Origin of the sequence: Micromonospora sp. NPDC051006 (assembly GCF_044456245.1) — a bacterium.
In the GTDB taxonomy this organism is placed as follows: Bacteria; Actinomycetota; Actinomycetes; order Mycobacteriales; family Micromonosporaceae; genus Micromonospora.
In genome coordinates, this window is the sequence record NZ_JBITFP010000014.1 from 1 (window position 1) to 24,012 (window position 24,012).

Annotated in this window: 21 protein-coding genes; 5 read left to right on the forward strand and 16 right to left on the reverse strand. The window is 73.7% G+C overall.

The features are described from left to right. Nucleotides 1-286: 286 nt before the first annotated feature. Nucleotides 287-655 carry a MazG-like family protein gene (locus ACIBBA_RS20865; RefSeq protein ID WP_396699442.1) on the reverse strand — a complete coding sequence of 123 codons (369 nt, stop codon included), beginning with the start codon at nt 653-655 and terminating at the stop codon, nt 287-289. A 208-nt stretch (nt 656-863) separates the two neighbouring features. On the opposite strand from ACIBBA_RS20865, the gene ACIBBA_RS20870 reads away from it, so the two are divergent. Next, nucleotides 864-2,231, forward strand: a complete 1,368-nt coding sequence (locus ACIBBA_RS20870; RefSeq protein WP_396699444.1) for a DUF6351 family protein — start codon at nt 864-866, stop codon at nt 2,229-2,231. Nucleotides 2,232-2,374: 143 nt separating this feature from the next. Here the strand turns inward: ACIBBA_RS20870 and ACIBBA_RS20875 are convergent, their stop codons facing one another. The 3 genes from ACIBBA_RS20875 to ACIBBA_RS20885 all read right to left on the reverse strand — a co-directional run bounded on the left by ACIBBA_RS20875 (nt 2,375) and on the right by ACIBBA_RS20885 (nt 6,144). Then, nucleotides 2,375-3,001 carry a hypothetical protein gene (locus tag ACIBBA_RS20875; protein WP_396699446.1) on the reverse strand — a complete coding sequence of 209 codons (627 nt, stop codon included), beginning with the start codon at nt 2,999-3,001 and terminating at the stop codon, nt 2,375-2,377. Nucleotides 3,002-3,014: 13 nt separating this feature from the next. Beyond that, a complete protein-coding gene (locus ACIBBA_RS20880; RefSeq protein ID WP_396699448.1) occupies nt 3,015-4,802 on the reverse strand; it encodes a DUF4012 domain-containing protein in 1,788 nt (595 codons plus the stop codon). A gap of 124 nt (nt 4,803-4,926) precedes the next feature. Continuing rightward, nucleotides 4,927-6,144, reverse strand: a complete 1,218-nt coding sequence (locus ACIBBA_RS20885) for a glycosyltransferase family 4 protein (protein WP_396699450.1) — start codon at nt 6,142-6,144, stop codon at nt 4,927-4,929. Nucleotides 6,145-6,306: 162 nt separating this feature from the next. Between ACIBBA_RS20885 and ACIBBA_RS20890 the strand changes: the two genes are divergently transcribed. Then, a complete protein-coding gene (locus tag ACIBBA_RS20890; protein WP_350876165.1) occupies nt 6,307-6,861 on the forward strand; it encodes a low molecular weight phosphatase family protein in 555 nt (184 codons plus the stop codon). Here the strand turns inward: ACIBBA_RS20890 and ACIBBA_RS20895 are convergent. Then, nucleotides 6,842-8,302 (reverse strand): polysaccharide biosynthesis tyrosine autokinase, encoded by a 1,461-nt coding sequence (locus ACIBBA_RS20895; protein WP_396699452.1) that lies wholly within the window; start codon nt 8,300-8,302, stop codon nt 6,842-6,844. The genes ACIBBA_RS20890 and ACIBBA_RS20895 overlap by 20 nt on opposite strands. Before the next feature lie 337 nt (nt 8,303-8,639). Here ACIBBA_RS20895 and nhaA point away from each other — a divergent pair, with 337 nt between their 5' ends. Further along, a complete protein-coding gene (gene nhaA, locus ACIBBA_RS20900) occupies nt 8,640-9,956 on the forward strand; it encodes a Na+/H+ antiporter NhaA (protein WP_396699454.1) in 1,317 nt (438 codons plus the stop codon). 35 nt (nt 9,957-9,991) lie between these two features. Here the strand turns inward: nhaA and ACIBBA_RS20905 are convergent, their stop codons facing one another. The 10 genes from ACIBBA_RS20905 to ACIBBA_RS20950 form a co-directional block, all read right to left on the reverse strand. Further along, nucleotides 9,992-10,189, reverse strand: a complete 198-nt coding sequence (locus ACIBBA_RS20905) for a hypothetical protein (RefSeq protein WP_396699456.1) — start codon at nt 10,187-10,189, stop codon at nt 9,992-9,994. Then, entirely contained in the window at nt 10,186-10,518 is a 333-nt protein-coding gene (locus ACIBBA_RS20910) for a hypothetical protein (protein WP_396699458.1), read from the reverse strand. Before ACIBBA_RS20910 ends, ACIBBA_RS20905 begins: the two co-directional genes overlap by 4 nt. Further along, the gene (locus tag ACIBBA_RS20915; protein ID WP_350876175.1) at nt 10,515-10,877 is read right to left on the reverse strand and encodes a DUF1622 domain-containing protein; all 363 of its coding nucleotides are present in this window, start codon (nt 10,875-10,877) and stop codon (nt 10,515-10,517) included. The genes ACIBBA_RS20910 and ACIBBA_RS20915 overlap by 4 nt, the downstream gene beginning before the upstream one ends. 39 nt (nt 10,878-10,916) lie before the next feature. Continuing rightward, nucleotides 10,917-11,504 (reverse strand): TMEM165/GDT1 family protein, encoded by a 588-nt coding sequence (locus tag ACIBBA_RS20920; protein ID WP_396699460.1) that lies wholly within the window; start codon nt 11,502-11,504, stop codon nt 10,917-10,919. Between the two features lie 239 nt (nt 11,505-11,743). Further along, a complete protein-coding gene (egtD, locus tag ACIBBA_RS20925) occupies nt 11,744-12,715 on the reverse strand; it encodes an L-histidine N(alpha)-methyltransferase (RefSeq protein WP_396699462.1) in 972 nt (323 codons plus the stop codon). 54 nt (nt 12,716-12,769) lie between these two features. Then, nucleotides 12,770-13,516 (reverse strand): ergothioneine biosynthesis protein EgtC, encoded by a 747-nt coding sequence (egtC, locus tag ACIBBA_RS20930; protein ID WP_396699464.1) that lies wholly within the window; start codon nt 13,514-13,516, stop codon nt 12,770-12,772. Nucleotides 13,517-13,562: 46 nt separating this feature from the next. Continuing rightward, nucleotides 13,563-14,897: an ergothioneine biosynthesis protein EgtB gene (gene egtB, locus ACIBBA_RS20935; RefSeq protein WP_396699466.1), complete on the reverse strand. Its 1,335-nt coding sequence runs from the start codon at nt 14,895-14,897 to the stop codon at nt 13,563-13,565. Beyond that, complete coding sequence (egtA, locus tag ACIBBA_RS20940) at nt 14,894-16,129, reverse strand: ergothioneine biosynthesis glutamate--cysteine ligase EgtA (protein WP_396699468.1); 1,236 nt, start codon at nt 16,127-16,129, stop codon at nt 14,894-14,896. Before egtA ends, egtB begins: the two co-directional genes overlap by 4 nt. Nucleotides 16,130-16,306: 177 nt before the next feature. Beyond that, complete coding sequence (locus ACIBBA_RS20945; protein WP_396699470.1) at nt 16,307-17,227, reverse strand: hypothetical protein; 921 nt, start codon at nt 17,225-17,227, stop codon at nt 16,307-16,309. 16 nt (nt 17,228-17,243) lie between these two features. Beyond that, entirely contained in the window at nt 17,244-17,945 is a 702-nt protein-coding gene (locus tag ACIBBA_RS20950; protein WP_396699472.1) for an RNA polymerase sigma factor, read from the reverse strand. Nucleotides 17,946-18,480: 535 nt separating this feature from the next. Here ACIBBA_RS20950 and ACIBBA_RS20955 point away from each other — a divergent pair. Together ACIBBA_RS20955 and ACIBBA_RS20960 are read left to right on the forward strand one after the other, a co-directional pair. Next, nucleotides 18,481-19,845, forward strand: a complete 1,365-nt coding sequence (locus ACIBBA_RS20955) for a serine/threonine-protein kinase (protein WP_396699474.1) — start codon at nt 18,481-18,483, stop codon at nt 19,843-19,845. Nucleotides 19,846-20,035: 190 nt separating this feature from the next. Continuing rightward, nucleotides 20,036-21,298: a nucleotide sugar dehydrogenase gene (locus ACIBBA_RS20960; protein WP_396699475.1), complete on the forward strand. Its 1,263-nt coding sequence runs from the start codon at nt 20,036-20,038 to the stop codon at nt 21,296-21,298. A 73-nt stretch (nt 21,299-21,371) separates the two neighbouring features. Here ACIBBA_RS20960 and ACIBBA_RS20965 read toward each other — a convergent pair whose 3' ends face one another. Further along, the gene (locus ACIBBA_RS20965; RefSeq protein WP_396699706.1) at nt 21,372-23,849 is read right to left on the reverse strand and encodes an ABC transporter permease; all 2,478 of its coding nucleotides are present in this window, start codon (nt 23,847-23,849) and stop codon (nt 21,372-21,374) included. Between the last annotated feature and the right edge of the window lie 163 nt (nt 23,850-24,012).

Below are 24,012 nucleotides of genomic sequence, written 5' to 3' on the forward strand. Positions count from 1 at the left end.
GGAACTCAACGGACGACCCCGCCAAACCCTCGACTGGCAGAATCCTGCCGAGGTACTCAACAAGCACCTCGTTGCAACAGCCGCTTGAAACCGCCCGGGAGGGACACCGCCATGTCGGCGAAACGGTGTGGATCAAGCGCCCCGACGACGCCATGGTGGCGAAACGGTGTGGATCAAGCGCCCGACGACGCCATGGTGGCGGAACCGAGTGGATCAAGCCGGCGCGAGATCAGTTGGCGCATGCGAGGGCTCCGTGGCCAGGGCGGGAGAAAGCGGGTCGCTCGGATCAGGTCGGATCGGGAGTGTCCGCGATCCGGCCGAGGACCTTGGTGGCACATCGGTCCAGGACGGTCCGCGCGTCCAGGCCGAGGCTCTCGATGGCGACGAGGGCGGTGAAGGCGACGTCGGCCAGTTCGGCGGCCACATCCTCCCGGGTATGTGTCACGCCCTTGCGCGGGTTCTGCCCCAGCAGTCCGATCCAGGCGCCCGCGACCTCCCCCGCCTCCTCGGTGAGCTTGAGGATGCGGCAGGTGAGTTCCTGCTGCCCGGTCCCGTTGGCCGCGTCCAGCCAGGCACGGGAGGTACGCGCCGCGACCCAGACCGAATCGAGGCCGGAAGCCGGATCGCCCGGTGACAGCGAAGAGGAGTCGTTCACGCCGCCCAGTGAACCGGACGACGCCGGTGACCCGCACTCGGGGACGGCTCGGCCGGTGGACGGAAGGTCGGCCGATGGACTGACCGGGAGGTCAGCACAGCCATTGACAGTGCTCGACGCCGGTCCTAGGTTCAGGGCGCTACCGGCCGGTAGGCATCCGTCCCGCCTGGTCGCCCCGGTGGGCGACACCCGTCCGAGGGGGAGCACGATGCTGTCCTCGTCCGCCCACAGCCTCCGCCGTCTGATCGCCGCCGCCGCGAGCCTGGCCCTCGCGGTCGGGCTGGCCGGCGCCGCGCCGGCCACCGCCGCCGACCGCGGCTCCGGCGACACGCAGCCGCTGCCCGGCTACACCATCGAGAATCCACCCCTGGCGCCGCTGGTGGTGGGTGGCAAGCCCACCGTGGTACGTCAGGGGGTGCACCGCCACGCCGGCTACATCATCGAGGTCCCGGCCCGGTGGAACGGCGACCTGGTGATGTGGGCGCACGGCTACCGGGGCCAGGAGAACGTCCTCACCACCGAGACGCCCGGCTTCGGCCTGCGGCAACGCCTGCTGGAGCAGGGGTACGCGTGGGCGTCGTCGTCGTACGACCGCAACGGGTTCAACATCCGCTCTGGCGTGCTGAGCACGAAGGACCTGGCCGACCACTTCGCCCGGGTGGTCAAGCGTCCCCACCGGACGTACCTGACCGGGGTGTCGATGGGCGGGTACGTCACCGCCCGCTCGCTGGAGCAGTACCCCGGCTACTACGACGGGGCGTTGCCGATGTGCGGCGTGCTGGGCGACCAGACGTTGCTGGACTTCTTCCTCGACTACAACCTGGTCGCCCAGGCGCTCGCCGGGGTGCCCGCCTATCCGACGCCGGCGGACTACCTGACCAATGCGGTGCCGCGGATCCAGGCGGCCCTGGGCCTGGCCGGGCTCACCCCGACCGGCCCGGACACCACCAACGAGCTGGGAAAGCAGCTGCGGGACATCACCGTCAACCGCTCCGGCGGTCCGCGTCCGGGCGCGACGGCGGCCTTCGCGGTCTGGAAGGACTTCCTTTTCTCGATCAGCGTCACCAGCGGCGGCGACTCCCCCGCCGAACGTCCGGGCCAGCTCTCCACCAACCTGTTCACCCGTTACGCGCCGAACAGTCCGGTGGACGTGAACGCCACCGTGCGACGGGTCGCGCCCGAGAACCTGCGCCAGCGGCTGCTGCCGACGCTCACCGAGGTGCCGCGGATCGCGGGCCGGCCGACCGCGCCGGTGCTCAGCCTGCACGGCCTCGGCGACCTGTTCGTACCGTTCTCGATGGAGCAGACGTACGCCGCGGACGTGGCGCGGCACGGCCGGAGCCGGCTGCTCGTGCAGCGGGCGATCCGGTCGACGCAGCACTGCGAGTTCACCCCGGCCGAGGCCGGCGCCGCCTGGGACGATCTGGTCTCCTGGGTCCGCGCCGGCAAGCGGCCGGCCGGCGACACGGTGACCGATCGCGCGGCGGTCGCCGCCGCGGACTACGGCTGCCGGTTCAGCGACCGGGCCGCGTACGCGGCGGGCGTCGGCACCCGCCGGCTCTATCCCGCCTGCTGACGCTCGAGCGTGGACCGTGCCGCCGGGCGAGCGCGATGGACGTTCGCCGGCGGCGGGTGACGCCAAGAGGCTGGCGCCCGTCGGAGGAAACTCCGACGGGCGCCAGCAATGGTTCTCCGGGCCCTACCCGGAACGGTGCCGCGTCAGCGCGCGGAACCCATTCCGAACCGGCCACGGCTGCGCCAGGCCAGCGTCAGGAGCAGCAGCACAGCGCCCGCGCCGACCATCCCGCCGCCGATCTTCATCGGCGTGCCCAGGCTGTCGCCCGTGACGGGCAGCGGAGGCTGCTTCTTGTCCAGCACACGCAGTTCGGTGCTGGCCGTCCGGTCGGACTCCCGGCCGGTCGCGGTGAAGGTCAGCAGACCGGTCACGTGCGGCTTGTAGTGCTTGGTGAACCGGCCCTGCGAGTTGGTGTACGCCGTGAAGCTCAGCGGCGCGCTCGCCTGGTAGGCCACCGGCGCCATCGCGACGGTGCTGCCGTCACTGCGGCGCGGCTGGTTCGCCGCCGGAGCCGCCAGCGGGGTCACCGAGACCACGATGTCGACCGTCTCGTTCGGGCCGAAGTTGCGGCCCGTGAGGACCACGGTCTCGCCGAGGTTGATGGTCGGCCGGTTCACGGTGAGCGACGCGGGCTGCGGGACGTACGGCGGTGGTTGTGGCGTGTCCGTGACTGTTGGCGCCGGCTGCGGCTGGGCCGCCCCCGCTGCGGTCGGCACGGCCACCACGGCCAGACCGACCGTGAGCGCCATGATGATGCGGGATAGCCGCATGATTGGTTCCCTCCTACTGGTCACAGCTTGGTGCGGTATCTACTTGGGTGGTCCATGGGGTGGCCGTGGGGGTTAGCCACAGCTCGGCCTTTCCTGTGCCGGTCTTCTTTCCGGTCAGGACGGTTACCTCCAGGTCCCGGCTGGCGCCGGGGCCGACCTCCACGTTCGCCGTGGCGACCTGGCGGCCCCGTTCGGTGCCGCTGCCCATTGCCGCCTCGGCCCCGTCGAGTCGGGCGTCGACCACCGCCCCACCCGCCGGACTGAAGACCGACACCAGCGTGCGGACGGTGTACGGGTCACCCGCCAGGCCGAGGCCGAGGACCGATTTGCTGAGACCGGACTTCGGCGCCGTCGAGCGCAGGGTGACCCGCAGCCGGAGTTCACGGCGACCGTCGGACCGGCATTCGCCGACCGCCAGCGTCGCCGCCGGACGCAGGTAGTAGCCGAGCTTCGCGCCGCTGCCGTCGTTGAGGAACACGCCGACCGTCGGCACGGTGTCCTGTTCCGGAAGCGTCCCGGCCATCCGACTGTCGCCGACTGTCCGCTGTTCCTCCGGGTGGGCACTCCAGAACAATATCCGGCGTTCCGTGATAGCACGGTCGAATCCGGACAACAACACCCTCGGGTTGACATTCTTCTTAAAGAAGGTGTCGAAGACCGCGGCCGCCGAGGCGGCGAAGTACTCGTCCTGCTGCTTGTTGCCGAGCCGTTGGTAGGTCTCGTTGAGCAGGGTCCGCACCGCGGTGTCGCTGGCCAGCGGCACCGCGCCGGGCACCAGCACCGGACCGGTGGCCTTGAGCAGATAGGAGAGCACCACCGGGTCGACGGCCAGCACGCCGTCGACCTTCGTCCCGGTCTTGCGGCGGAACATCTCCCGGTAGAGGGCAGCCGCCGTCGGGAAGTGCGGGGTGAGGTTGACATCGGCCGGGTAGATGCCCGGCAGGTCGGTCCACAGCCGGCGCACCTCCTTGGTCAGCGGCAGCGGCGGGGTGAACTGGCCGAGCGAGGCGCTGCTGTCCTGGCGCCCCATCCGCACCCGGCCGCCCTCGGCCTCGATCACCGCGTACGCGCCGAACATGCCGCCGGTGGCGCGCAGCTCCGCCAGGTTCTGCGAGACCAGCAGGTATCGGCGTGCCCCGTTGGCGCCGAGCAGCGCCGGCAGCAGTCGCGCGCCCTGGTCGGCCGCCGAGGTCAGCCCGGCCAGCCGATCGATCTCCCCGCGCAGGTCGGTGAGGGCCTGGCGGACCTGGCTGACCAGGCCGTCGCCGGAGACCGCCGCCAGGTCGCGCCGGGTCTGCTGGACCGCCTCGTTCGCGGTGGACAACTCGGCGGAGACGCTGCGGAGCCGGCCCACGTCGAGCCGCCCCTCGGTCGGCACCAGGCTGGTCAGGTCGGCTCGGAGCAGCGTCGGAAAGGCCTGGCGCGCCAGGTCGTCGACGGCCACCGCGATCTGCCGCACCGCCCCGAGGTTGTCCCCCGCCAGCGGCGCACGACGGCCGATCCACCACCCGGGATCATCGGTGGCACCGCGTGCCGCACCGGCCTGGTCCTGCAACGCCGCGAGGGTGCGCTGGGCCCGTTCGGTGTCCCCACCCACCACCTGCGCACTGAGTTCCCGGGCCAGGCCGGCGGCGTTCAACAGGTGGGCCCGGGCCTGCCAGCCACGGAACCCCACCCAACCGCCGGTCACCAGCAGCAGGGAGCCGACCACCAGGCCCGCGAGCAGGACGCGTCGCAGGCGGGCACGCCTGCGACGGCGGGACCGGCTCCGCCGACGATGGGATCGTACGCTCTCCGTCACTCCACACTCCCCGTTCCTGGAACCGGACAGAAGCCCCATACCTTCGATGTTCTTAACAGCCTCGCGCCCGATAACGTGACGTTATGGCGGTTCTCACTCATTACGAGAGGTTTGTTCGCGCCGCTCAGCGGGCGGAAACGCCGGTCGCCGCGGCGTCGCGGAGCATCCGCTCGATGCGGTCCACGCCCGCCGGCAGCGACATCTCGCGCAGGTACGCCTCCCGCCCGCGACGGCCCATGTCGGTCCGGGCCGGCGGCGGAATGGTGGCGGCGAGCCAGAAGCGGTCGGCGAGGCTGGCCCAGTCCTCGGGTGGGCAGGAGAGCCCGGCCCGGGCCCGCTCCACCAGCTCGGCGGTGTCACCGCCGGCGGAGGCGACCACCGGTGCCGCGCAGGAGAGCGCCGCCTGCAACTTGCCGGGTACGGTCCCGTTCAACTCGGGCAGGTCGCGCTGCATCACCAGCTGGTAGTCGGCGGCGGCGTAGAGGTCCGGCATGTCCACCGGCGAGCGCCGCTCGACGAACCGGACGTTGTCGGCGCGCAGATCGGCGGCGAGCCCCCGCACCCGCCGCTCGTCCGCGCCCGAGCCCACCAGGACCAGGTCCAGCGTGCGGTCGAGGGCAGCCGCCGCCCGTACCGCAGTCTCCAGCCCCTGGCGGGCACCGATCGTCCCGGCGTGCATCACCACGCAGCGACCGTCCCGGCGGACCAGCTGACGCGCCGCCGAACTCGGTCGCGCCGGTTGGAAGATCCGCTCGTCGGTCCAGTTGAGCACCACCGACACCCGGGCCGGGTCGGCGCCCCCGGTCACCACCAGCTCCCGCATCGACGGCGCGACGACGGCTATCCGGTCCGCGGCCCGGTAGGTCCGCGCCGTCGCGGCACCGATCCGGGCGGCCCACCGCGCGTCGCCGCCGGTGGCCTCCTCCGGCCAGACGTCCTGCACGTGCAGGACGGTGGGCACCCGCCCGAGCAGCCGCAGTACGCCGGCGGCGGCGAAGCTGGTGGCCGGCAGCTGGAAGACGTAGAGCGCGTCGATGCCGGCGAGGAACCGCCGGGCGACCAGTGTGGCACTGCCCGCGAACGAGAGGTAGCTGGCCATCCGCGTGCCGGTGGACCCGTCGCCGCCGGAGTACCGGGGTACCCGCCGGACGGTCAGCCGCTCGCTGCGCGTCTCGTGCCGCCACCGCTGCCGCCAACCCGGGTAGACCTGCCCGCCCGGGTAGTCCGGGAAGCCGGTGAGCACCCGGACCTCGTGCCCGCGCGCGGCCAGCTCCTCGGCGAGGCTGCCCGGAATGAAGGCCGGCTCCGGCGGAAAGTGGTACGACAGGATCCCGATCCTCATCCGGTCACCGCCGGGTGGATCGCCGGCACCGGCGCGGCAGCGCGGCGTTCGGAGACCGGGCCCGCGTACGATGCGGGCAACCCCTCCGCGTCCGGCCGCGACCGCCGGCGCTCCGCCGTCGCGGCGAGCCTGCCCGCGACGGCACCGACGAGAGGGGTCCCGATGACCGACCGGGTGCTGTTCGTCTGCCACGCCAACCTGTGCCGCTCGCCGATGGCCGAGTTCCTGGCCCGGCGGCTGCTGGCGGGAAGGCCGGTGACGGTGGCCAGCGCGGGCACCGACGCGCTCGAAGGGCTGCCGATGCACCCGTACGCCGCGGATGTCGCGGCGGAGACCGGTGCGGACCCGACGGACTTCCGCAGCCGCCGGCTCGCGGCCGATCTGCTGGCCGGCGCCACGCTGGTGCTGACCGCGACCCGGCGCCAGCGGTCGGTGTGCACCTCGCTGGCGCCGGCCGCGTTGCACCGGACCTTCACCCTGCGCCAGTTCGGCCGGCTGGCGGCCGCGGCGGAGCCGCCGGAGGAAATCGCCGGCGACCCGCTGCGGGCCGCGGTCGAGGCCGCCGCCCGGGCCCGGGGGCGGCTGCAACCCGCCGCCCCCGGCATGGACGACCTGCGGGACCCGATCGGCGGCACGGCCGCCGACTTCCGAAGCTGCGCCGAGGAGATCGAACGGTCGATGCGACCCCTCGCGGCGCTCATCGGGGCAGCCGGGTGAGTTCCTGCGTACGGTCGCTGACGCCGTTCACCCCGGTGCCCTCGGCGTGCCGGGGGGTGGCGGCCCGGTCGGTCGGCACCGAGGGCGTCTCCGCCGCCGCGACCACCCGGTAGGCCTCGTACTGGTACGCCTCGGCCTTGGGCATCTTGGCCATGTTCAGCACACAGCCGAGCAGCCGCACCGAGACCGAGTGCAGCGCGCGGGCGGCGGCGGACACCTGGGTCCGCGAGGTCCGCCCCTGCTGGCTGACCAGCAGCGCGCCGTCGGCCTGGACCGCCACCACCACGCCGTCGGTCACCGCGAGCAGCGGCGCGGTGTCGATGATGACGATGTCCGCGGACTCGCGCAGGGCCAGCAGCAGGTCCGCCATCGCCTTGGAGCCGAGCAGCTCGCTCGGGTTCGGCGGGGCCGAGCCGCTGGGCAGCACGAGCAGGGACTTGTCCCCCCAGCGCTGCACCACGTCACCGACCTGGACGTCGCCCACCAGCACGTCGGTGAGACCGACGCCGGCGTCGATGCCCAGATAGTCGTCGACCTTGGGACGGCGCAGGTCGGCGTCGACCAGCAGCACCCGCCAGCCCGCCTCGGCGAGCGCGATGGCCAGGTTGCAGGAGAGCGTGGTCTTGCCCTCCCCCTGCAGGGCGCTGGTGACCGCGATGACCCGGGCCGGCTCGTGCACGTCGACGAAGCGCAGGTTGGTGCGCAGCTTGCGGACCGCCTCGGCGCGCGAGGAGGTGGCCGCGTCGCCGACGATCAGCGGCGCCGAGCGGGCGCTGCCCTCGAACGGGATCTCGCCGAGCAGTGGGCTACCAGTGGCCCGCTGCAGGCCCGCCGCGTCGCGCAGCCGCACGTCGGCCACGCCGCGCAGGATCGCCAGCGCGACGCCGAGGAGCAGACCGATCAGTCCGCCGAGCGTCAGGTTGCGCACCGGCTGGGGCGAGACCGGACTGGAACTGACCCGGGGCCCGCTGACCACCTCGATCTTGATCGGCGCCTTGCCCTCCGGCGGGGTCTCGACCCGCTGTACGAGTTCGACGAACTTGGCCGAAAGGGTCTCGGTGACCTTCAGCGCCCGGGTCTGGTCCGTGTCGGTCACCGACGCGCGCAGCAGGACGGTGCCCGCCTCGGTCGAGGTGCTGATCCGGCGCTGCACCTCGTCGGCGGTCAGGCCGACCGGGTTTTCGGCCACCACACTCTGCGCGAGCCGGTCGCTGGCGAGCAGGTCGGCGTACGACTTGACGCGCTGCTGGAGGAAGAGGCCGCCCTGATAGGCGTCCGAGACACCCTGGTTCGGCGTGGTGACGAAGAAGGTCACCGAGGCGACGTACCGGGGTTGAGCCCGGACGGTGAGGAACGCGCTGACACCCAGAGCCACCATGACGGTGACCAGCACGACCCACCAGTGCCGGCGTACGTGGCGAAGTTGGCGAAGCAGGTCCATCAGGCGCGCCTCCGTGCCAGGCCGGTAACGCCAAAGAACTTCACGAAAACCCCCAAGGTCGTCTTTAACTCGTGAAACTATTAAAGCGGCTCATGCGACTTATGTCCGGAGTTATGCGTTTTTGGGGACGAGAGGTGTGCCCGAAATACCAACCCGGCAAAGAGCCATTCGGCATCGGCGTACCGGCGGGAAAAGTACGACCGGTCCACTCCCTCGCCCGCTCGGCCGCGCGGTCGCCCGACCAACCCCGGGCAGATAGGGTCGGTGACGGTGTGCCGGGAAGTCTGGTCGGCGATCGATCCGTGCCGTCCCGAGACTCCCGAGGTGGACCCCCCGCATGACCGACCGCACCCCCCGCACCGACCCGTCCCGCTCCGGCGGCCGCTTCTTCTCGCGTACGTCCTGGCCGGAGGCCCGGTTCGTGGCCGACATGCTGCGCACCGAGACGGCCGGTGGGGCCCTGCTTCTGCTCGGCGCGGTGGTCGCGCTGATCTGGGCGAACTCACCATGGACGGAGTCCTACGCCGGGCTGCGCGAATTCGTGCCGTGGCCGGGGGGCGCCCGCTGGCATCTCGACCTGGATCTGGCGAGCTGGGCCGGCGACGGGCTGCTGGCCATCTTCTTCTTCGTGGTCGGCTTGGAGCTCAAGCGGGAATTCGTCGCCGGTGAACTGCGGGATCCGCGCCGCGCGGCGCTACCCGTGGTGGCGGCGCTCGGCGGCATGCTGGTACCGGCGCTCATCTTCGTCGCGGTCACCGCGAGCACCGGCGGCGACGGACTGCGGGGGTGGGCGATCCCCACCGCGACCGACATCGCGTTCGCCCTGGCCGTGCTCGCGCTGATCAGCTCCCACCTGCCGCAGGGGCTGCGGGCCTTCCTGCTCACCCTCGCGGTGGTCGACGACCTGTTCGCGATCACCATCATCGCGGTCTTCTACACCGCGCACCTCGACCTGCTGCCGCTGCTCGCGGCGATCGTGCCGCTCGGGCTCTTCGCGCTGCTGGTGCAGCGGCGCCGCACCTGGTGGTGGGCGCTGCTGCCGCTCGCCGCCGCCACCTGGGCGCTGGTGCACGCCTCTGGCGTGCACGCCACCGTGGCCGGGGTGCTGCTCGGTTTCGCCGTGCCGGTGCTGCGCGGTCGGCGCGGCGGCGCCGGGTTGGCCGAGCGGCTGGAACACCGGTGGCGACCAGTCTCGGCCGGCGTGGCGGTGCCGATCTTCGCGTTCTTCGCCGCCGGCGTGGCGCTGCGCGAGGCGGACCTCGGCGCGGTGCTGACCGACCCGGTGGTGATCGGCGTGGTCGCCGGGCTGGTGCTCGGCAAGAGCGTGGGGATCTTCTCCTCGACGTTCCTGCTGGCCCGGTTCACCCGGGCCGAGCTGGACGAGGACATCACCTGGTCGGACCTGCTCGGCCTGGCCCTGCTGGCCGGTATCGGGTTCACCGTCTCACTGCTGATCGGCGAGCTGGCCTTCGGCGCGGGCACCGCGGCCGACGAACGGGTGAAGGTGGCCGTGCTCGCCGGCTCGCTGATCTCCGCCGCGCTGGCCGCCGTCGTGCTGACCCGGCGCAACGCGGTCTACCGCCGGCTCGCCGAGAAGGAGCGCGCCGACGCCGACGGCGACGGTGTGCCGGACGTCTACCAGCGGCCGACGTGACCGGCCCGGCCCCGGGAAGGGACCAGCGTCGACGGTCAGTCCCGGCGGTCCTCCGGGGGCTCCTCGCCGGTCTCCTCGACGACCGCCTCGCTGGCCGGCTCCATGAGGTCGTCGCCCGGCACCGCCACCTCCTCGGCCCGGTCCTGCTCGTCGACCCGCCCGCCGGGCGGCGGCTCCGGCGCGGTGGCGCCGCCGGCGAAGCCGTACTCGTTCGGCTCGTCATGCCTGCTCATCTGGTCATCCTCCCGGTTTCTCCCGCTTCACCACCTACCGCCAACGGTAGGTGGTGATCGTCTTGCCCGCAGCGCGGCCGAGATTGTCGCCGCGGCCACGGGCGCCAGGCGGCCAGCGACGCCCAGAGCAGCTGGCGCAGCACCACGATCGCCGCCGCCGCGCCGAGATCCGGCCAGCCCCGGGCGGCCGCGAGCCGGAGCAGACCGGCGGCGGTCAGCAGATCCAGCAGCACCCGTACGGCGGTGCGCGCCCGACGGGTGGCGAGCAGCACGGCCACGCCGGTGACCAGCGCCAGCGCGGTGACCGTGGTGATCAGGACTGCAATCATCCCGACCGCTCCGGCTCACTGACCTGCCGTTGCTCCTGCCGGATCTCGCGGCCCAGGAAGTAGTTCAGTGCGGTCCGGATGGTGGCGATCGCGGCCAGCTGGCCGATCTGGTCGAACGTCGGGGACACCGCGGTGCGCAGGATGTCCGCCGCGAGTTGGAACTCCAGGCCCAGGGTGAGGAACCGGCCGAGGGTGAGCCGGATCGGGGTGAAGACGGCGGCGGTGCGGTGTCGCAGCCCCTCGACCACGAAGCGCACCGCCGCCCAGACCGCGCCGAGAAAGATGATCAGCGCGCCGGCCACCTCCACCACGACGACCAGCACCTGGTCACCCTGGCGAAGGATCTCCTCGACGCCCATCCCGGGCCGTTACCCGGTGGGCGCGGTGGTAGTCGATCCTCAGGTCAACTCGACGACGGCCTCCAGGATCAGCCAGAGCCCGGAGATGGCGAAGAGCACCGCCGCGCCGTACTTGATGACCTTCTCCGGCAGCCGGCGCCCGAGCATCCGGCCGACCAGGATCGCCAGCGCGTCCGCGGCCACCATGCCCACGGTCGAGCCGAGCCAGGTGCCGAACCAGCCGTACTGGGTGGCCAGCGTGATGGTGGCGAGCATCGTCTTGTCACCCAGCTCGGCGAGGAAGAACGCCACCGAGACGGCGACGATCGCCGACTTGCTGGTCTTCTCCGCCTTGCGCCGCTCCTCCTCGGTGAGGGTGTCTCCGCGCAGCGTCCAGGCGGCGAAGCCGAGGAAGGCCAGCCCGGCGACCAGGGAGATCCATTCGGTCGGCAGCACCGCGCCGAGGCCGACACCGATGGCCACCGACGCCAGGTGCACCACGGCGGTGGCGACGGTGATGCCGATCAGGACCGGCAACGGCTTGAACCGCGTGGCGAAGGTCAGCGCCATCAGCTGACTCTTGTCACCCAGCTCGGCGACGAAGATGACGCCGAAGCTGATCACCAGCGCGGCGAGGAATCCTTCCATGACACCCTTCCCGATCAGGCCGGGAGGAGGTGTGGGGGCGCCCTCGACCCGGCTGCAACAGCCTGAGTCGAAGGTCTCGCCCGCCCCGTTTACCGGGGCCGCGTGGCCGGGCGCGGAACACGCCAGTATGTCGACCACGACATTGGGGGCTACTCCCCTTCGCGTGGCTGAGCCTATCCGATCACGGACGGGCGCGGCCGGGCCGGGTGCGCAGACTCACCCGGCGACCGGCGCGGGCGTCACGTGGCGCGGGCCAGCGTGACGCCGAAGAGCCCGTCGGCGTCGGTCCAGAACGCCTCGACGGCGAAGCCGGCAGCGGCCAGCTCGACCGCGACGCCCGCCGGGCGGAACTTCGCGGAGATCTCGGTGCGCAGCTCCTCCCCCGCGGCGAACGTCACGTCCAGGTCGAGATCGGCCACCCGCACGGACATCGGCCGGTCGGCGCGCAGCCGCATCTCGATCCACTCGTGCTCCGCGTCCCAGCGCGCCACGTGGGTGAACGCCGCCGGGTCGAAGTCCGCCCCCAGCTCACGGTTGACCACCCGGAGCACGTTGCGGTTGAACTCGGCGGTCACCCCGGCCGCGTCGTCGTAGGCGGGCACGATTACCGACGGGTCCTTGACCAGGTCCGTGCCGATCAGCAGCCAGTCCCCGGACTCCAGCGCGGCCCGGGTGCCGGCCAGGAATTCGGCCCGCTCGGCGGGGAGCAGGTTGCCGATCGTGCCGCCGAGGAAGAGCACCAGCCGCCGCCCGCCGGTGGGCAGCCGGTCGAGGTGGCGGGTGAAGTCGCCCACGATGCCGCGTACCCGTAGCCCCGGGTAGTCGGCGGCGATCTGCGCGGTGGAGCCGCGCAGGGCACTGGCCGAGACGTCCAGCGGGACGAAGGTGCCCAGCCCGCCGCGCCGGGTGAAGGCGTCCAGCAGCAGCCGGGTCTTGTCGGAGGAGCCCGAGCCCAGCTCGACCAGGGTCTTCGCCCCGGTCAGCTCGGCCACGGCCGGCGCCCGGGCGGCCAGCACGGCACGCTCCGCCCGGGTCGGGTAGTACTCGGGCAACCGGGTGATCTCCTCGAAGAGTTCACTGCCCCGGGCGTCGTAGAACCACTTGGGAGGCAACCACTTCGGCTGCGCCGTCAGCCCGACGCGGACGTCGTCGCGCAGTCCGCGGGCCAGGTCCTGCTCCTCGATGTGGATCTCCAGTGGCTCGGCGCTCATTCAGGCACTTCCCTTCACGTGAGATGGACCTTGTTCGGCATCGCCCCGCCGTGCTCACTGCCGCCCGAGCGGACGCAGCCGCACCCGGCCGGCGACGGCGGTCACCAGCTGCCCGTCCGGCACCGCCCGCCAGCCGGGGTCGTCGTCGTGCGGTTCGGAGGCCAGCAGCACCGAGTCCGGGGTCTCCCGCACCGACAGCGCGTGCCCGAACACGCTGGCGACCGCGGTGCGGCCGTCGGTGAGCAGCACGTTGAGCCGGGACCCCGGTGCCGCCGCGGCCACCGCGGTCACCGTCGAGGCCACCGCGTCGGCCGGGTCGACGCCGGCCCGCAGCTGGTGGCGGGTCAGCGCCCAGAGCAACGCCGAGTCGGTGGCCGCGTCCAGGGTCAGCAGATCCCGCACCGGCAGGTCGGCGGCGAGCGTCAGCACCGCGTCGGGCCAGCCGCGGATCAGGCCGTTGTGGCTGAACAGCCAGCGCCCCTCGGCGAACGGAGCGGCCGCGTTGTCGAGCACCGCCATGCCCACGGTCGCGGACCGGACGGCGGCGAGAACCGCGCCAGCCGAGGTGACCCCGGCCAACTGGGCGACCGTCGGGTCGCTCCAGATCGGCTGGGCACGCCGGTAGCGCACCGGCTCACCGTCGCCCGGGTACCAGCCGACCCCGAAGCCGTCGGCGTTGATGGTGCCGCCGCCGCGCATGTCGCGCGGTGCCCAGGACTGCCGGACCAGCGAGTAGGGCGGGTCGAACAGCAGCTCCGCCAGGGTGACCGGGGGCCCGAGGTAGGCCAGGTGACGACACATCAGCCGGCACCGCCGCCGGCCACCGGCCGGTCGCGGCGGGCGAGGGTCACGGCTGCGACTCCTCGGGCCGGGCGTCGCGGGCGCAGCGGAACCCGCTGAAGATCTGCCGGCGGATCGGGTAGTCCCAGTTGCGGAACGTCCCCCGACAGGCGGCCCGGTCGGTGCCGAACGATCCACCGCGCAGCACCTGGTAGTCGTCGCCGAAGAAGACCTCGGAGTATTCCCGGTAGGGGAAGGCGGTGAAGCCGGGGTGGCCCCGGAAGGTGCTGGCGGTCCACTCCCAGACGTCGCCGATCAACTGGTGCACACCGAGCGGGGACGCCCCCTGCGGATAGGCGCCGACCGGCGCCGGTGACAGGTGGCGCTGACCGAGGTTGGCGTGCGCGGCCGTCGGGTCTTCGTCGCCCCACGGATAGCGACGGGACCGCCCGGTGGCCGGGTCCCACCGGGCCGCCTTCTCCCACTCCGCCTCGGTCGGCAGCCGCTTGCCGGCCCAGGTCGCGTAGGCCTGCGCCTCGTACCAGCAGACGTGCACGACCGGCTCGTCGTCGCGGACCGGCGCCCAGCGGCCGAACCGCCGGTAGGCCCAGCCGTCGCCGTCGCGTCGCCAGTGCATCGGCGCGGTGAGTTCCGCCGCCACCCGGTGCGCCCAGCCGGGCGCGCTCCACCACCGCGGGTCGTCGTAGCCGCCCGCCGCGATGAACCGCCGGTATTCCCCGTTGGTCACCGGCGCCGCGTCGATCACGTACGCGGGCAGCTCGACCCGGTGCGCCGGGCGCTCGTTGTCCAGCGCCCACGGGTCGGTGTCGGTGCCCATGGTGAACTCACCGGCCGGGACCAGCACCTCCCCGCCGACCCGGGCCCGTGGTGGCGGCGGCGGTGGGGCGTGCAGCACCGCCGGCCCGGAGCGCAGCTGGTGGGTGGCGAGCATCGTCTCGTCGTGCTGCTGCTCGTGCTGGACGATCATCCCGAAGGCGAACCCGTCCGCGACCAGCGGCTGGTCGGTGAACCGGATCCCGTCGAGCAGGTCGTGGACCTTGTCGCGGACGGTACGCACGTAGGCGCGGGCCTCGCCCGGCGGCAGCAGCGGCAGCGTCGGGCGGTCCTTGCGGGGCTGCTTGAACGCGTCGTAGAGCTCGTCGATGTCGTGCCGGACGGCCGGACGCCCGCCGACGTCCCGGACCAGCCATAGCTCCTCCTGGTTGCCGACGTGGGCGAGATCCCAGACCAGCGGGGACATCAGCGGGGAGTGCTGCCGCATCAGGTCGCCGTCGTCGACGACGTCGGTCAGCAGCGCGGTCCGTGCCCGGGTGCGTTCCAACTCGGTCGCTATCCGCTCGCGTAGCTGCTCCGTGCCGAGCCTGTCGGTCGTGTCGGTCACCGGTCTCCCCTCACCGCGGCGGTGCGCCGCCGCCGCATGCCTCGGTCGGTCTGCTCGTGCAGGTCGGGTGGCAGGTCGAGCCGCGGCAGGGCGGCGAGCGCCAGGTCGAACAGTTGCGCGGCGGCGGCCCCGAGCGCCGGGTCGGCGAGCCCGTGGCGGGCCGCGGCGTGCCAGCGGTCGGCCACCGGCGCGCTGACGACATGGGCGGCGTGCAGGGTGCCCGGGTCGGCGAAGAGGGCGGCCAGCATCGCCAGCGGGATCACCCAGCCCCGGCCCGGCTGCGCGTCGAGGTAGCGCAGTTCCAGGTAGCCGCGCGGGCGTACCGGCGGAAAGAGCGTGCTCACGTGGTAGTCGAGGTCGTCGGTGGTCGGCGGCCTCGGCAGCGCGCCGGCCAACCAGTCGGCGAACGTGACGCCGGGCGGGGGCGTCCAGTCCGGCCCCGGCTTGCGTAGGCAGAGCAGCGGTGCGGCGAGCACGTAGCGGATCCAGGCGGCCGTCGGATCCTCGTCGGGCCGCCGCGGCGACCAGACCGGGCCGGTGCGGGCCGGGTCGATCGCCAGCCAGGCCGCCATCCGCGCGGAGGCCCAGCCGGTGGGTCGCCCGGCGTGCCGATCGGCGGTGGCGAACGCCGCGAGCAGCGGGGGCCCGACCGCGTGCGCGACCGCCCAGCGCAGCGGGAGAAGCTCGGGCTGCCCCGCGTCGAGGCAGACCTGCAGCCCGGCGGTGGAGTACATCATCGTGCGCCCGGCGGAGCCGCGCTGGTCGAAGACGCGGCGCATGGCGCGGTAGCGGGGAGTGTGCAGGACCGGCCGGGGTCGCCGGTGCGGGTCGATGCCGGCGCGGCCGAGGAGCAGTCCCGCCGCCCGCAGCAGGCCGGCGACCTCGGCGATGTCGGCCTCGGTGGCGCGCACGAGCGCGGCGATCGAGGCTCGCGGCGGGGTGGAGATCTCGAGCTGCCCGCCCGGCTCGAGGGTCACCGCGCTGCCGTTGCCCAGTGGCTCGGCGGGACTCGTGTGGTCGAGGGTGGCGGGGCTGTGCCGCCCCAGCGCCGCTTGGAGCCGGCCACGATCGACCGGGCGGGCGGGATCGGCGGCGTCGTGCACGGTCCATTCCAGTTCGACGCCGGTGCGGGTCGGGGGGCCGGTCTTGAAACAGATCCGCGCGAGGTGGCGGGCGGCGGCAGCGGATTCGTGCAGGATCGCGCCGCGCTCCAGCTCGGGTGACGTCACCATCGGATGGCCCCCTCCCGTGCCCGCCCTCGGACACCGTGCCACCGTAACGCCACCCGGCGACACTCTCGGCCGGCGTCCGGGGCCTCACCATCCTCTGTCTAGCAGACGAATTTCGTACGCTCGGCGGGAATGGCCGGCCCGGTCCCGGTCCGACGCCAGACCCGGCCTGGGCGATCTTCAGCCGGCCGCCGGGGTGGGCCGATCCGTGGCGGGAGTGACGGGTTCGGCCGGCTCGTCGCCCGCGCCCACCCGCTTGCCGGTGCGGGCGGTCCCGGTCGCGTTCTCCGCGTCCGCCCCGTCGCCGTTGCCGTTGCCGTTGCCGGACCTGTTGCCGGTGCCGGATCCGTTGCCGGTGCCGGATCCGTTGCCGGTGCCGGATCCGTTGCCGGTGCCGGATCCGTTCTCCTTGGCGGAGCCGTCGCCGGAACCGTCGGTCGGGCCGGTCGCCGGGCCGGGCCCGTCCTGCGTGACCAGCCGCTGGCAGTACGCCTCGACCTGCCCGGCGCCACCGGCGGCAGCGACGAGCGGCGCGAACCCGGGGGTCTCCAGGGCCTTCTGCCGCTGGGCCGGGTTCTTGGCCAGGTACGCCCGGCAGTGCCCGGCCAACGCCCCGTCACGCTTCGGGGCGGCGGACGGGCCGCTGCTGCTAGGGCTCGGTGCCGGCGTCGAGGAGGCTCCTGGGTCGCCGGTGGGCGTCGCGCCACCGGTGGGTGAGCCGTCCGGCCGGCCGGTGCTCGGGGCCGGGGTGGCCGGGCCGGGCGGCGGGGTCGGATCCGGTGGCCCGTCCAGGCTGACCGCGGCGAACGCCGCGCCGGCGGTGGCGGTGGCCAGCACTCCGGCGGACCAGGCCAGGGCGCGCGCGGTGAACCGGCGGCGGCGCGGGGCGCGTACCGGCGCCGGGGCGGCCCGGGCTGCCCGGAACGCCGCCATCGCGGCCTCCTCCCCGGCCAGCTCGTCCGGGCGCGCCGGAGCGGACGCGGCGGCCAGCAGTGCGGCCAGCGGATCGGTCGGGGCGGCGGGCTCGCCGGCTCGGGACGTGTCGAGGAGCCGATCCGCCTCGGCGCGGTCGACGGGCCGGTCCGGCCGACGCCTGCTCATCCTGAATCCCCTCACGTCAACCATCCGCCGGTTCGGCGCGCGGCGCCTGCGGGCGCCGGCCGCCCCGGGGCCGGGGCGGCGATACGCCGTCAGGCGGTGCCGCGCTGTCGGGCGAAGCCGCGCCGTCCAGCGGTGCCGCGCCGTCGGGCGAAGCCGCACCCTCGGACGCGGCGGGCGACCGGAGGTCGCGGCGCTCCATCAGCGCGGCGAGCCGGCGCAAGCCTCGGTGGGCGGCGGTGCGCACCGCGCCGGCCCGGCGACCGAGCACCCGGCCGGCGGTCTCGGCGTCCAGACCGATGACCGCCCGGAGCAGGACGGCCTCCGCCTCGCGCGGCGGCAGGGTGGCGATCAGCGCGAGCGCGGCCTCGGTGCCGATGGTCTCCCCGGCCCGCTCGGCGGTGTCGGCGTCGCCGGCCAGCTCGCTGAGCGCCTGCACCGGTACCGGCAGGGACGGGCGACGCCGCTGCCGCCTCAGGTGGTCCATGGCGCGGTTGCGGGCGATGGTGACCGTCCAGGCGCGGAACTCGCCGCCGGTGAAGCTGGGCAGGTCCCGGGAGATCTGCAGCCAGGTCTCCGACGCCACGTCCTCGGCGTCCGCGCCGACCAGGGCGGTCAGATATCGCAGCAGGCCCGGCTGGAGGCTTCGGTAGAGGAAGCGGAAGGCGTCCTCGTCCCCGGCCTGGGCCGCCGCGACCGCCTCGTTCAGCTCAGCAGTCATGCCGTCCCCGGGTCACGCCGGAGCGGCGAACGCCGGTGCTGGCGCACGCGATGCCCGCCCGGTCCGTCGACCGGACCTGTTCCCGCACTCTCTCAGCCCCCCGCTGGCCTGATCGCCCCGCGACCGCCGTGGCCCGGGCGGCGCGTCTGGACGCTCGCCACGGTGGATGACGGTCGGCGGGGCGCCGTACCGGCGCCGTGAAGCGGCCCCGAGTCGGGCTAACGGTAGGAGCGGACCATGGCACCGACAAGTCAGCAGGACGTCACGGAAGAGTGACAATTATCAAGCTCGGACTACGGTGTGTCGCCGTAACGCGACCGCCCCCGCGGACGCTACGTGACCTCGGCGGTTGCTCCGTCCAGCCGCAGGGCCGTCCTGCGCGGCAGCATGTCGCATGCTGTCACGGATCACTGCCCCAGCGTCACAGTCGCGGATGGCGGAACCGCGGCGGGTCGGTCGCCGCGGTGGTGGCGGCATCGACCGACGCGGCCCAGCGCGCCGCGTGGTCCGCGACCGCTCTGGGTACGGTAATCCCGTGTTGTCATCGGAGGTCGTACTCAGCGGTCGGTACCGCCTGGACGAACGCGTCGCCACCGGCGGCATGGGCGACGTCTGGCGGGGCACGGACCTGGTCCTCGGCCGGCAGGTCGCGGTCAAGGTCCTGCTGCCGGCGCTGGTCTCCGACCCGGACTTCATCGCCCGGTTCCGGGCCGAGGCGCGGATCATGGCCGCGCTGCGACACCCGGGCATCGTGCAGGTCTTCGACTGCGGCGAGGACGACCTGCCCGACGGCAGCCGGGCCGACTACCTGGTCATGGAGTTCGTCCAGGGCGAACCGCTGTCCAAGCGGATCGAGGCCGCCGGCCGGCTCGACGTCGCCGAGACCATGTCGATCGTCGCCCAGGCCGCCCAGGCGCTGAACGCGGCGCACCGCGGCGGCATCGTGCACCGCGACGTGAAGCCGAGCAACCTCCTGGTCCAGGAGGACGGCACGGTGGTCCTGGTCGACTTCGGGGTGGCCCGGTCGACCAACGTGACCAGCATCACCAGCACCAACGCGGTGCCCGGCACCGCGCTCTACATGGCGCCCGAGCAGGCCGCGGGCCGGCCGGTCAGCGGCGCCACCGACATCTACGCCCTCGGCGCGGTCGCCTTCTGCTGCCTGACCGGCGGGCCGCCGTTCACCGGGGACAACCCGTTGCAGGTCGCCGTCCGGCACCTCGACGACGAACCGCCGGAGTTGCAACACGACATCCCCGAGGCGGTTCGCGCCCTGGTGTCACGGGCGCTGGCCAAGGATCCGGCCGACCGCTTCAGCAGCGGCGCGGCGATGGCCGAGGCGGCGCGTACCGCGGTGACCGACGGCGCCCCGCCGACCGCCATGGTGACGGCGGCCCCGCTGCGCGGAGCCGGTCCGGACACCCAGGCGGAGCTCTCGTCCGAGGCGGTGCTCGCCGCCGCCGGGCAGCCGGGTCGCCGGCGCGGACGTCGCGCGCTCGTCGGTGCCGCCGCGGCGGTGCTGGTGGCACTGACCGGCCTGGCAGCGGCGCTCGGCGCGGCCAAGTATGCCAACGCCCCGGCGGTCGAGCTTCCCACCACCGCGCCGGCGGTGGCCCCGACCGGCCGCGCCGACCTGCCGGCGGCCAACGAGGAGATCACCTCCGACCCGGCCCGGCCGGACCGGCCGGCCGCGCCGGGCGCGAGCGAGTCGGTGTCGGCCAGCCCGAGCGCGAGCGCGCAGCCGAGCGAGTCGGCCAGCCCGGAGTCGCCGGCCCCGACGACCACGGCCCCGCCGCCGACCGAGACGCCGACGACCTCCGCACCGCCGACGACGGAGAACCCGGAGCCGACCGCGACGGAGAGCAGCCAGAACGACCCGAACGGCCCGCCGGCGGGCTGAGCCGCCGCCACCGTCCACCAGTCCCTGGTCCGGGGCGGGACGGCGTCGGCGCACCTGCGGAAGGTGACGGCCGGCGGTTGCCGGATGCCCGACAGAGCACACCAGTCCCGATATCCCCAAAACGGACGTACGGCCGCAGAGACCCCCCTAGGCTCCAACCTGGTCGTTTCCATCTGCCGCGGGAGCTCGGGTGAGCACTGAGAAGTTGGTCGTCATCGGCCAGGGGTACGTCGGACTGCCACTGGCCATGCGGGCCGTGGAGGCCGGCCTGGACGTGGTCGGCCTGGACGTCGACGCCGACCGGGTCAAGCGGCTCGCCTCGGGCGAGTCGTTCGTGGAGGACATCCCGACCGACCGGCTGGGCCGCGCGCTGAGCAGCGGCCGGTACCTGCCGAGCACGGAGTACACCGACGCCGAGGGCTTCGACATCTGCGTGATCACCGTGCCCACCCCGCTGCGTGACGGCACCCCGGACCTCAGCTTCGTCGAGCAGGCCGGCATCGGGATCGGCCCGTACGTCCGGCCCGGCTGCGCGGTCATCCTGGAGTCCACCACCTACCCGGGCACCACCGAGGAACTGCTGCTGCCGTTGCTGGAGTCGGCCAGCGGGCTGCACAGCCCCGGTGACTTCCACCTGGGCTACAGCCCGGAACGGATCGACCCGGGCAACCCGAGCTGGCGGCTGGAGAACACCCCGAAGGTGGTCTCCGGGGTGGACGCCGCCTCGCTGGCCCGGGTCGACGAGTTCTACCAGCGCCTCGTCCAGCGGACGGTGCCGGTGGACTCGACCCGGGTGGCCGAGCTGACCAAGCTGATCGAGAACACCTTCCGCCAGGTCAACATCGCGTTGATCAACGAGCTGACGATGCTCTCCCACCACCTGGACATCGACGTCTGGCAGGCGATCGACGCGGCCGAGTCCAAGCCGTTCGGGTTCATGCCGTTCCGGCCCGGCCCGGGCGTCGGCGGGCACTGCCTGCCGATCGACCCGTGCTACCTGTCCTGGCAGGTCAAGCGGCGGCTGGGCCGGCAGTTCCGGTTCATCGAGCTGGCCAACGACATCAACCACGAGATGCCCGAGCACGTCACGCAGCGGGTGATGGCCGGGCTGAACCGGACCGGCCGGGCGGTCACCGGCGCCCGGCTGCTGCTGCTCGGGCTCGCGTACAAGAAGAACACCGGCGACATGCGCGACTCCCCCGCCGTCGACGTGGCCCAGCGGTTGCAGCGGCTCGGCGCGGAGGTACGCGCGGTGGAGCCGTACGCCGAGCCGCACCACGTGCCCGCCGGCGTCGCCGTGGTGAACCTGACCGAACGGGAGATCCAGGCCGCGGACGCGGTGGTCGTGGTGACCGACCACGACGTCTTCGACTACGAGCTGGTGACCCGGCACGCCCGGTACATCTTCGACGCCCGCAACCGCTGCTCCGGCCCGGTGGTCGAGCGACTCTGACCCGGCACCGCCCGGCCCGGTCCCGTCGCGCCTGCCGACGGTTCCGGGCCGGTGGCCGTTCACCGGCCGGCCGTCACTGGTCGGCGAGCGCCGCCACCACCGGGCGGGCCAACGCCCGGCGGGCCGGCAGCACCGAGGCGAGCAGGGCGGCCACCACCGCCACCGCGAGGATCAGGGCGAGCTGACCGACCGGCAGCACCACGTGGAAGTCCCCGCCGATGCGATTCAGCAGCGCCATGGCCGAGGCGCTCACCCCGGCGCCGAGGCCGATCCCGAGCAGCGCGCCGACCAACGCCATGAGCACCGCCTCGATGGCGAGCATGGCCCGCATCCGGCGCCGGCTGAGCCCGACGGCGCGCAGCACGGCGTTCTCCCGGGTGCGCTCCACCACCGACAGGCTGAGCGTGTTCGCCACCCCGACCAGCGCGATCACCACGGCGAGGCCGAGCAGCGCGGTGACGAAGCCGAGCAGCATGTCCACCGTGCCGGTGAGCATCTTCTTGTACGCGGCCTGGTCCATCAGGTTCACCGTCGGGTACCGGCCGAGGACCGTCTCGATGGCCGCGCGGGCCTGCGCGGCGCCGACCCCCGCCGCCGGGTCGATCTCGGCCAGGTAGCCCCGTTCCCGCGGGAAGAGCACGCTGAAGTCGTCGTCCACCACGTCGAGCACGTGCCCCTCGGCGACCGTGCCGCCCGCCACCGGAGTGTCGTCGGCGACCACCGCGGCGACCCGGAACGGCCGGCCGCGCAGCGTGACGGTGGACCCGACCCGCCAACCCCGCGCGGCGGCCAGCTCCTCGTGCACGAGGACCGTGCCCGGGCCGAACCGGGCGAGGTCACCGGCCGCCACCGCGGTCAGCGTCCGGCCGATCAGCACCGGGTGGGCCGCGCGCACCTCGATGCGGTCGGTCACCGCGGTGCGCTCCTCGTGCACCACGCCGAGTTCCGGTCGGGCCCGCAGCTCGCCGGCGAGCGGCGCGGGCAGGTCCCCGCCGATGCCGGTGACCACGAAGTCGACCCCGATCTGGGCGTCCACGCTGCGCTCGATGCCGTCCTTGGTGCTGCGCCCGCCGACCAGGAACGCGGACACCAGACTGATGCCGATCACCAGGGCGGTGGTGGTGGCGGCCGCGCGGCGCGGATTGCGCACCGCGTTGGCCACGGCGAGACCGGCGGTCGCCCCGGCCAGCGGTCGGACCGGCCAGCCGAGGACGCGGATCATCGCCGGGACGAGCACCGGGCCGAAGAGCACGATGCCGAGAAAGGCGAGCACCCCGCCGAGCGCCACCAACGCGATCTGGGCCGCGGCGGCCGCACCGAGCAGCGCGGCTATCCCCGCGGCGAGAACCAGCCCGCCGGCGGCCAGCCGGAGCCGGCCGGCCGGACGGCCCGGCTGCACGGCGGCGTCGGTCAGCGCGGCGACCGGCGCGACCCGGCTGCCCCGCCACGCCGGCAGCAGGGCCGCGGCGACGGTGAGCACCGTGCCCAGGGTCAGACTCAGCAGCACGGTCGACGCGGTGACGGTGAGCCCGCCGCTGACGGGGACGTCGAGGCGGGGCAGCAGAGCGCCCATCCCGGCGGCCAGGGCCGCGCCGAGCAGCACGCCCAGCGCCGAGGCGACCAGCCCGATCAGCGCCGACTCCAGCAGGGCGGCCCGGAACACCTGCCCCCGGGTGGCGCCGACCAGCCGTAGCAGCGCGGTCTGGCGGGTGCGCTGGGCCAGCACGATCGCGAAGGTGTTCGCGATGACGAACCCGGCCACCACGACGGCCACCCCGGCGAAGATGAGCAGCACCATGGTGAACTGTCGCAGGTCGCGGACCGCGTCCTCGACCGCCTCGTCGAGGATCTGCCGGCGGTCCTTCACCACCGTCCCGGCGTCCGTCACCGCGGCGAGCCGGGTCGCCAGCGCCGCCTCGTCGACGCCGGGCCCGGCGGCCACCATGATCCGGCCGTACCCCGCCATCCCGGTGACGGCGAGGGCGTCCGGCCCGGTCAGCCCGATGAACGGGCCGCCGACGTCCCGGACGGTGCCGGCCACGTCGACCGTGCCGACCAGGGTGTACGGGCGGGCGGGCGCACCGGTGCCGCCGACCCGTACCGGCGCGCCGAGGGTGAAGCCCTCCTGCGCCACCGTCGGCGCGTCGAGCGCCACCTCCCCGGCGCGGTCCGGCAGCCGACCGGCGACCACTTGGTACGAGCGCAGAGCCGGATCGGTGGGGACGGCGGCGAGGAAGCCGTAGCCGAGCACCGGCCGGCCGTCCGCGCCGAGCACCCCGCCGGTGCCGGTCAGCTCCCCGTCGGCGGCGGCCACGCCGTCGACGGCACGTACCCGGTCGACCAGGGCCGCGGGGATCGGCTGCCGCTCGGCGTACACGCCGAGGTCGGTGTGCCGGTCGAAGGCGCCGGCCCGCTCGTAGGCGCCGGAGCGCATGCCGTCGACGAAGATCAGTGTGCCGGCGATGAACGCGACGCCGAGCACGACGGCCAGCGTGGAGAGCAGCAGCCGGAGCGCCTCGGCGCGCAGCGAGCGCAGGGTGAGCCGCAGCATGCCGCCGGCGGCGGGCGTGGAGGGTGGAACGGGCACGCGGTGCTCCCGGTGAGGACGGACGATCTGACCTCTCCGACGCTATGCGCGGTACCGCTCCGTCGATCTCCACCTGCGCGCTCGGCCTCGGTACGCCCCGGGTCGCCCCCGACCGGCCGGACCCGTA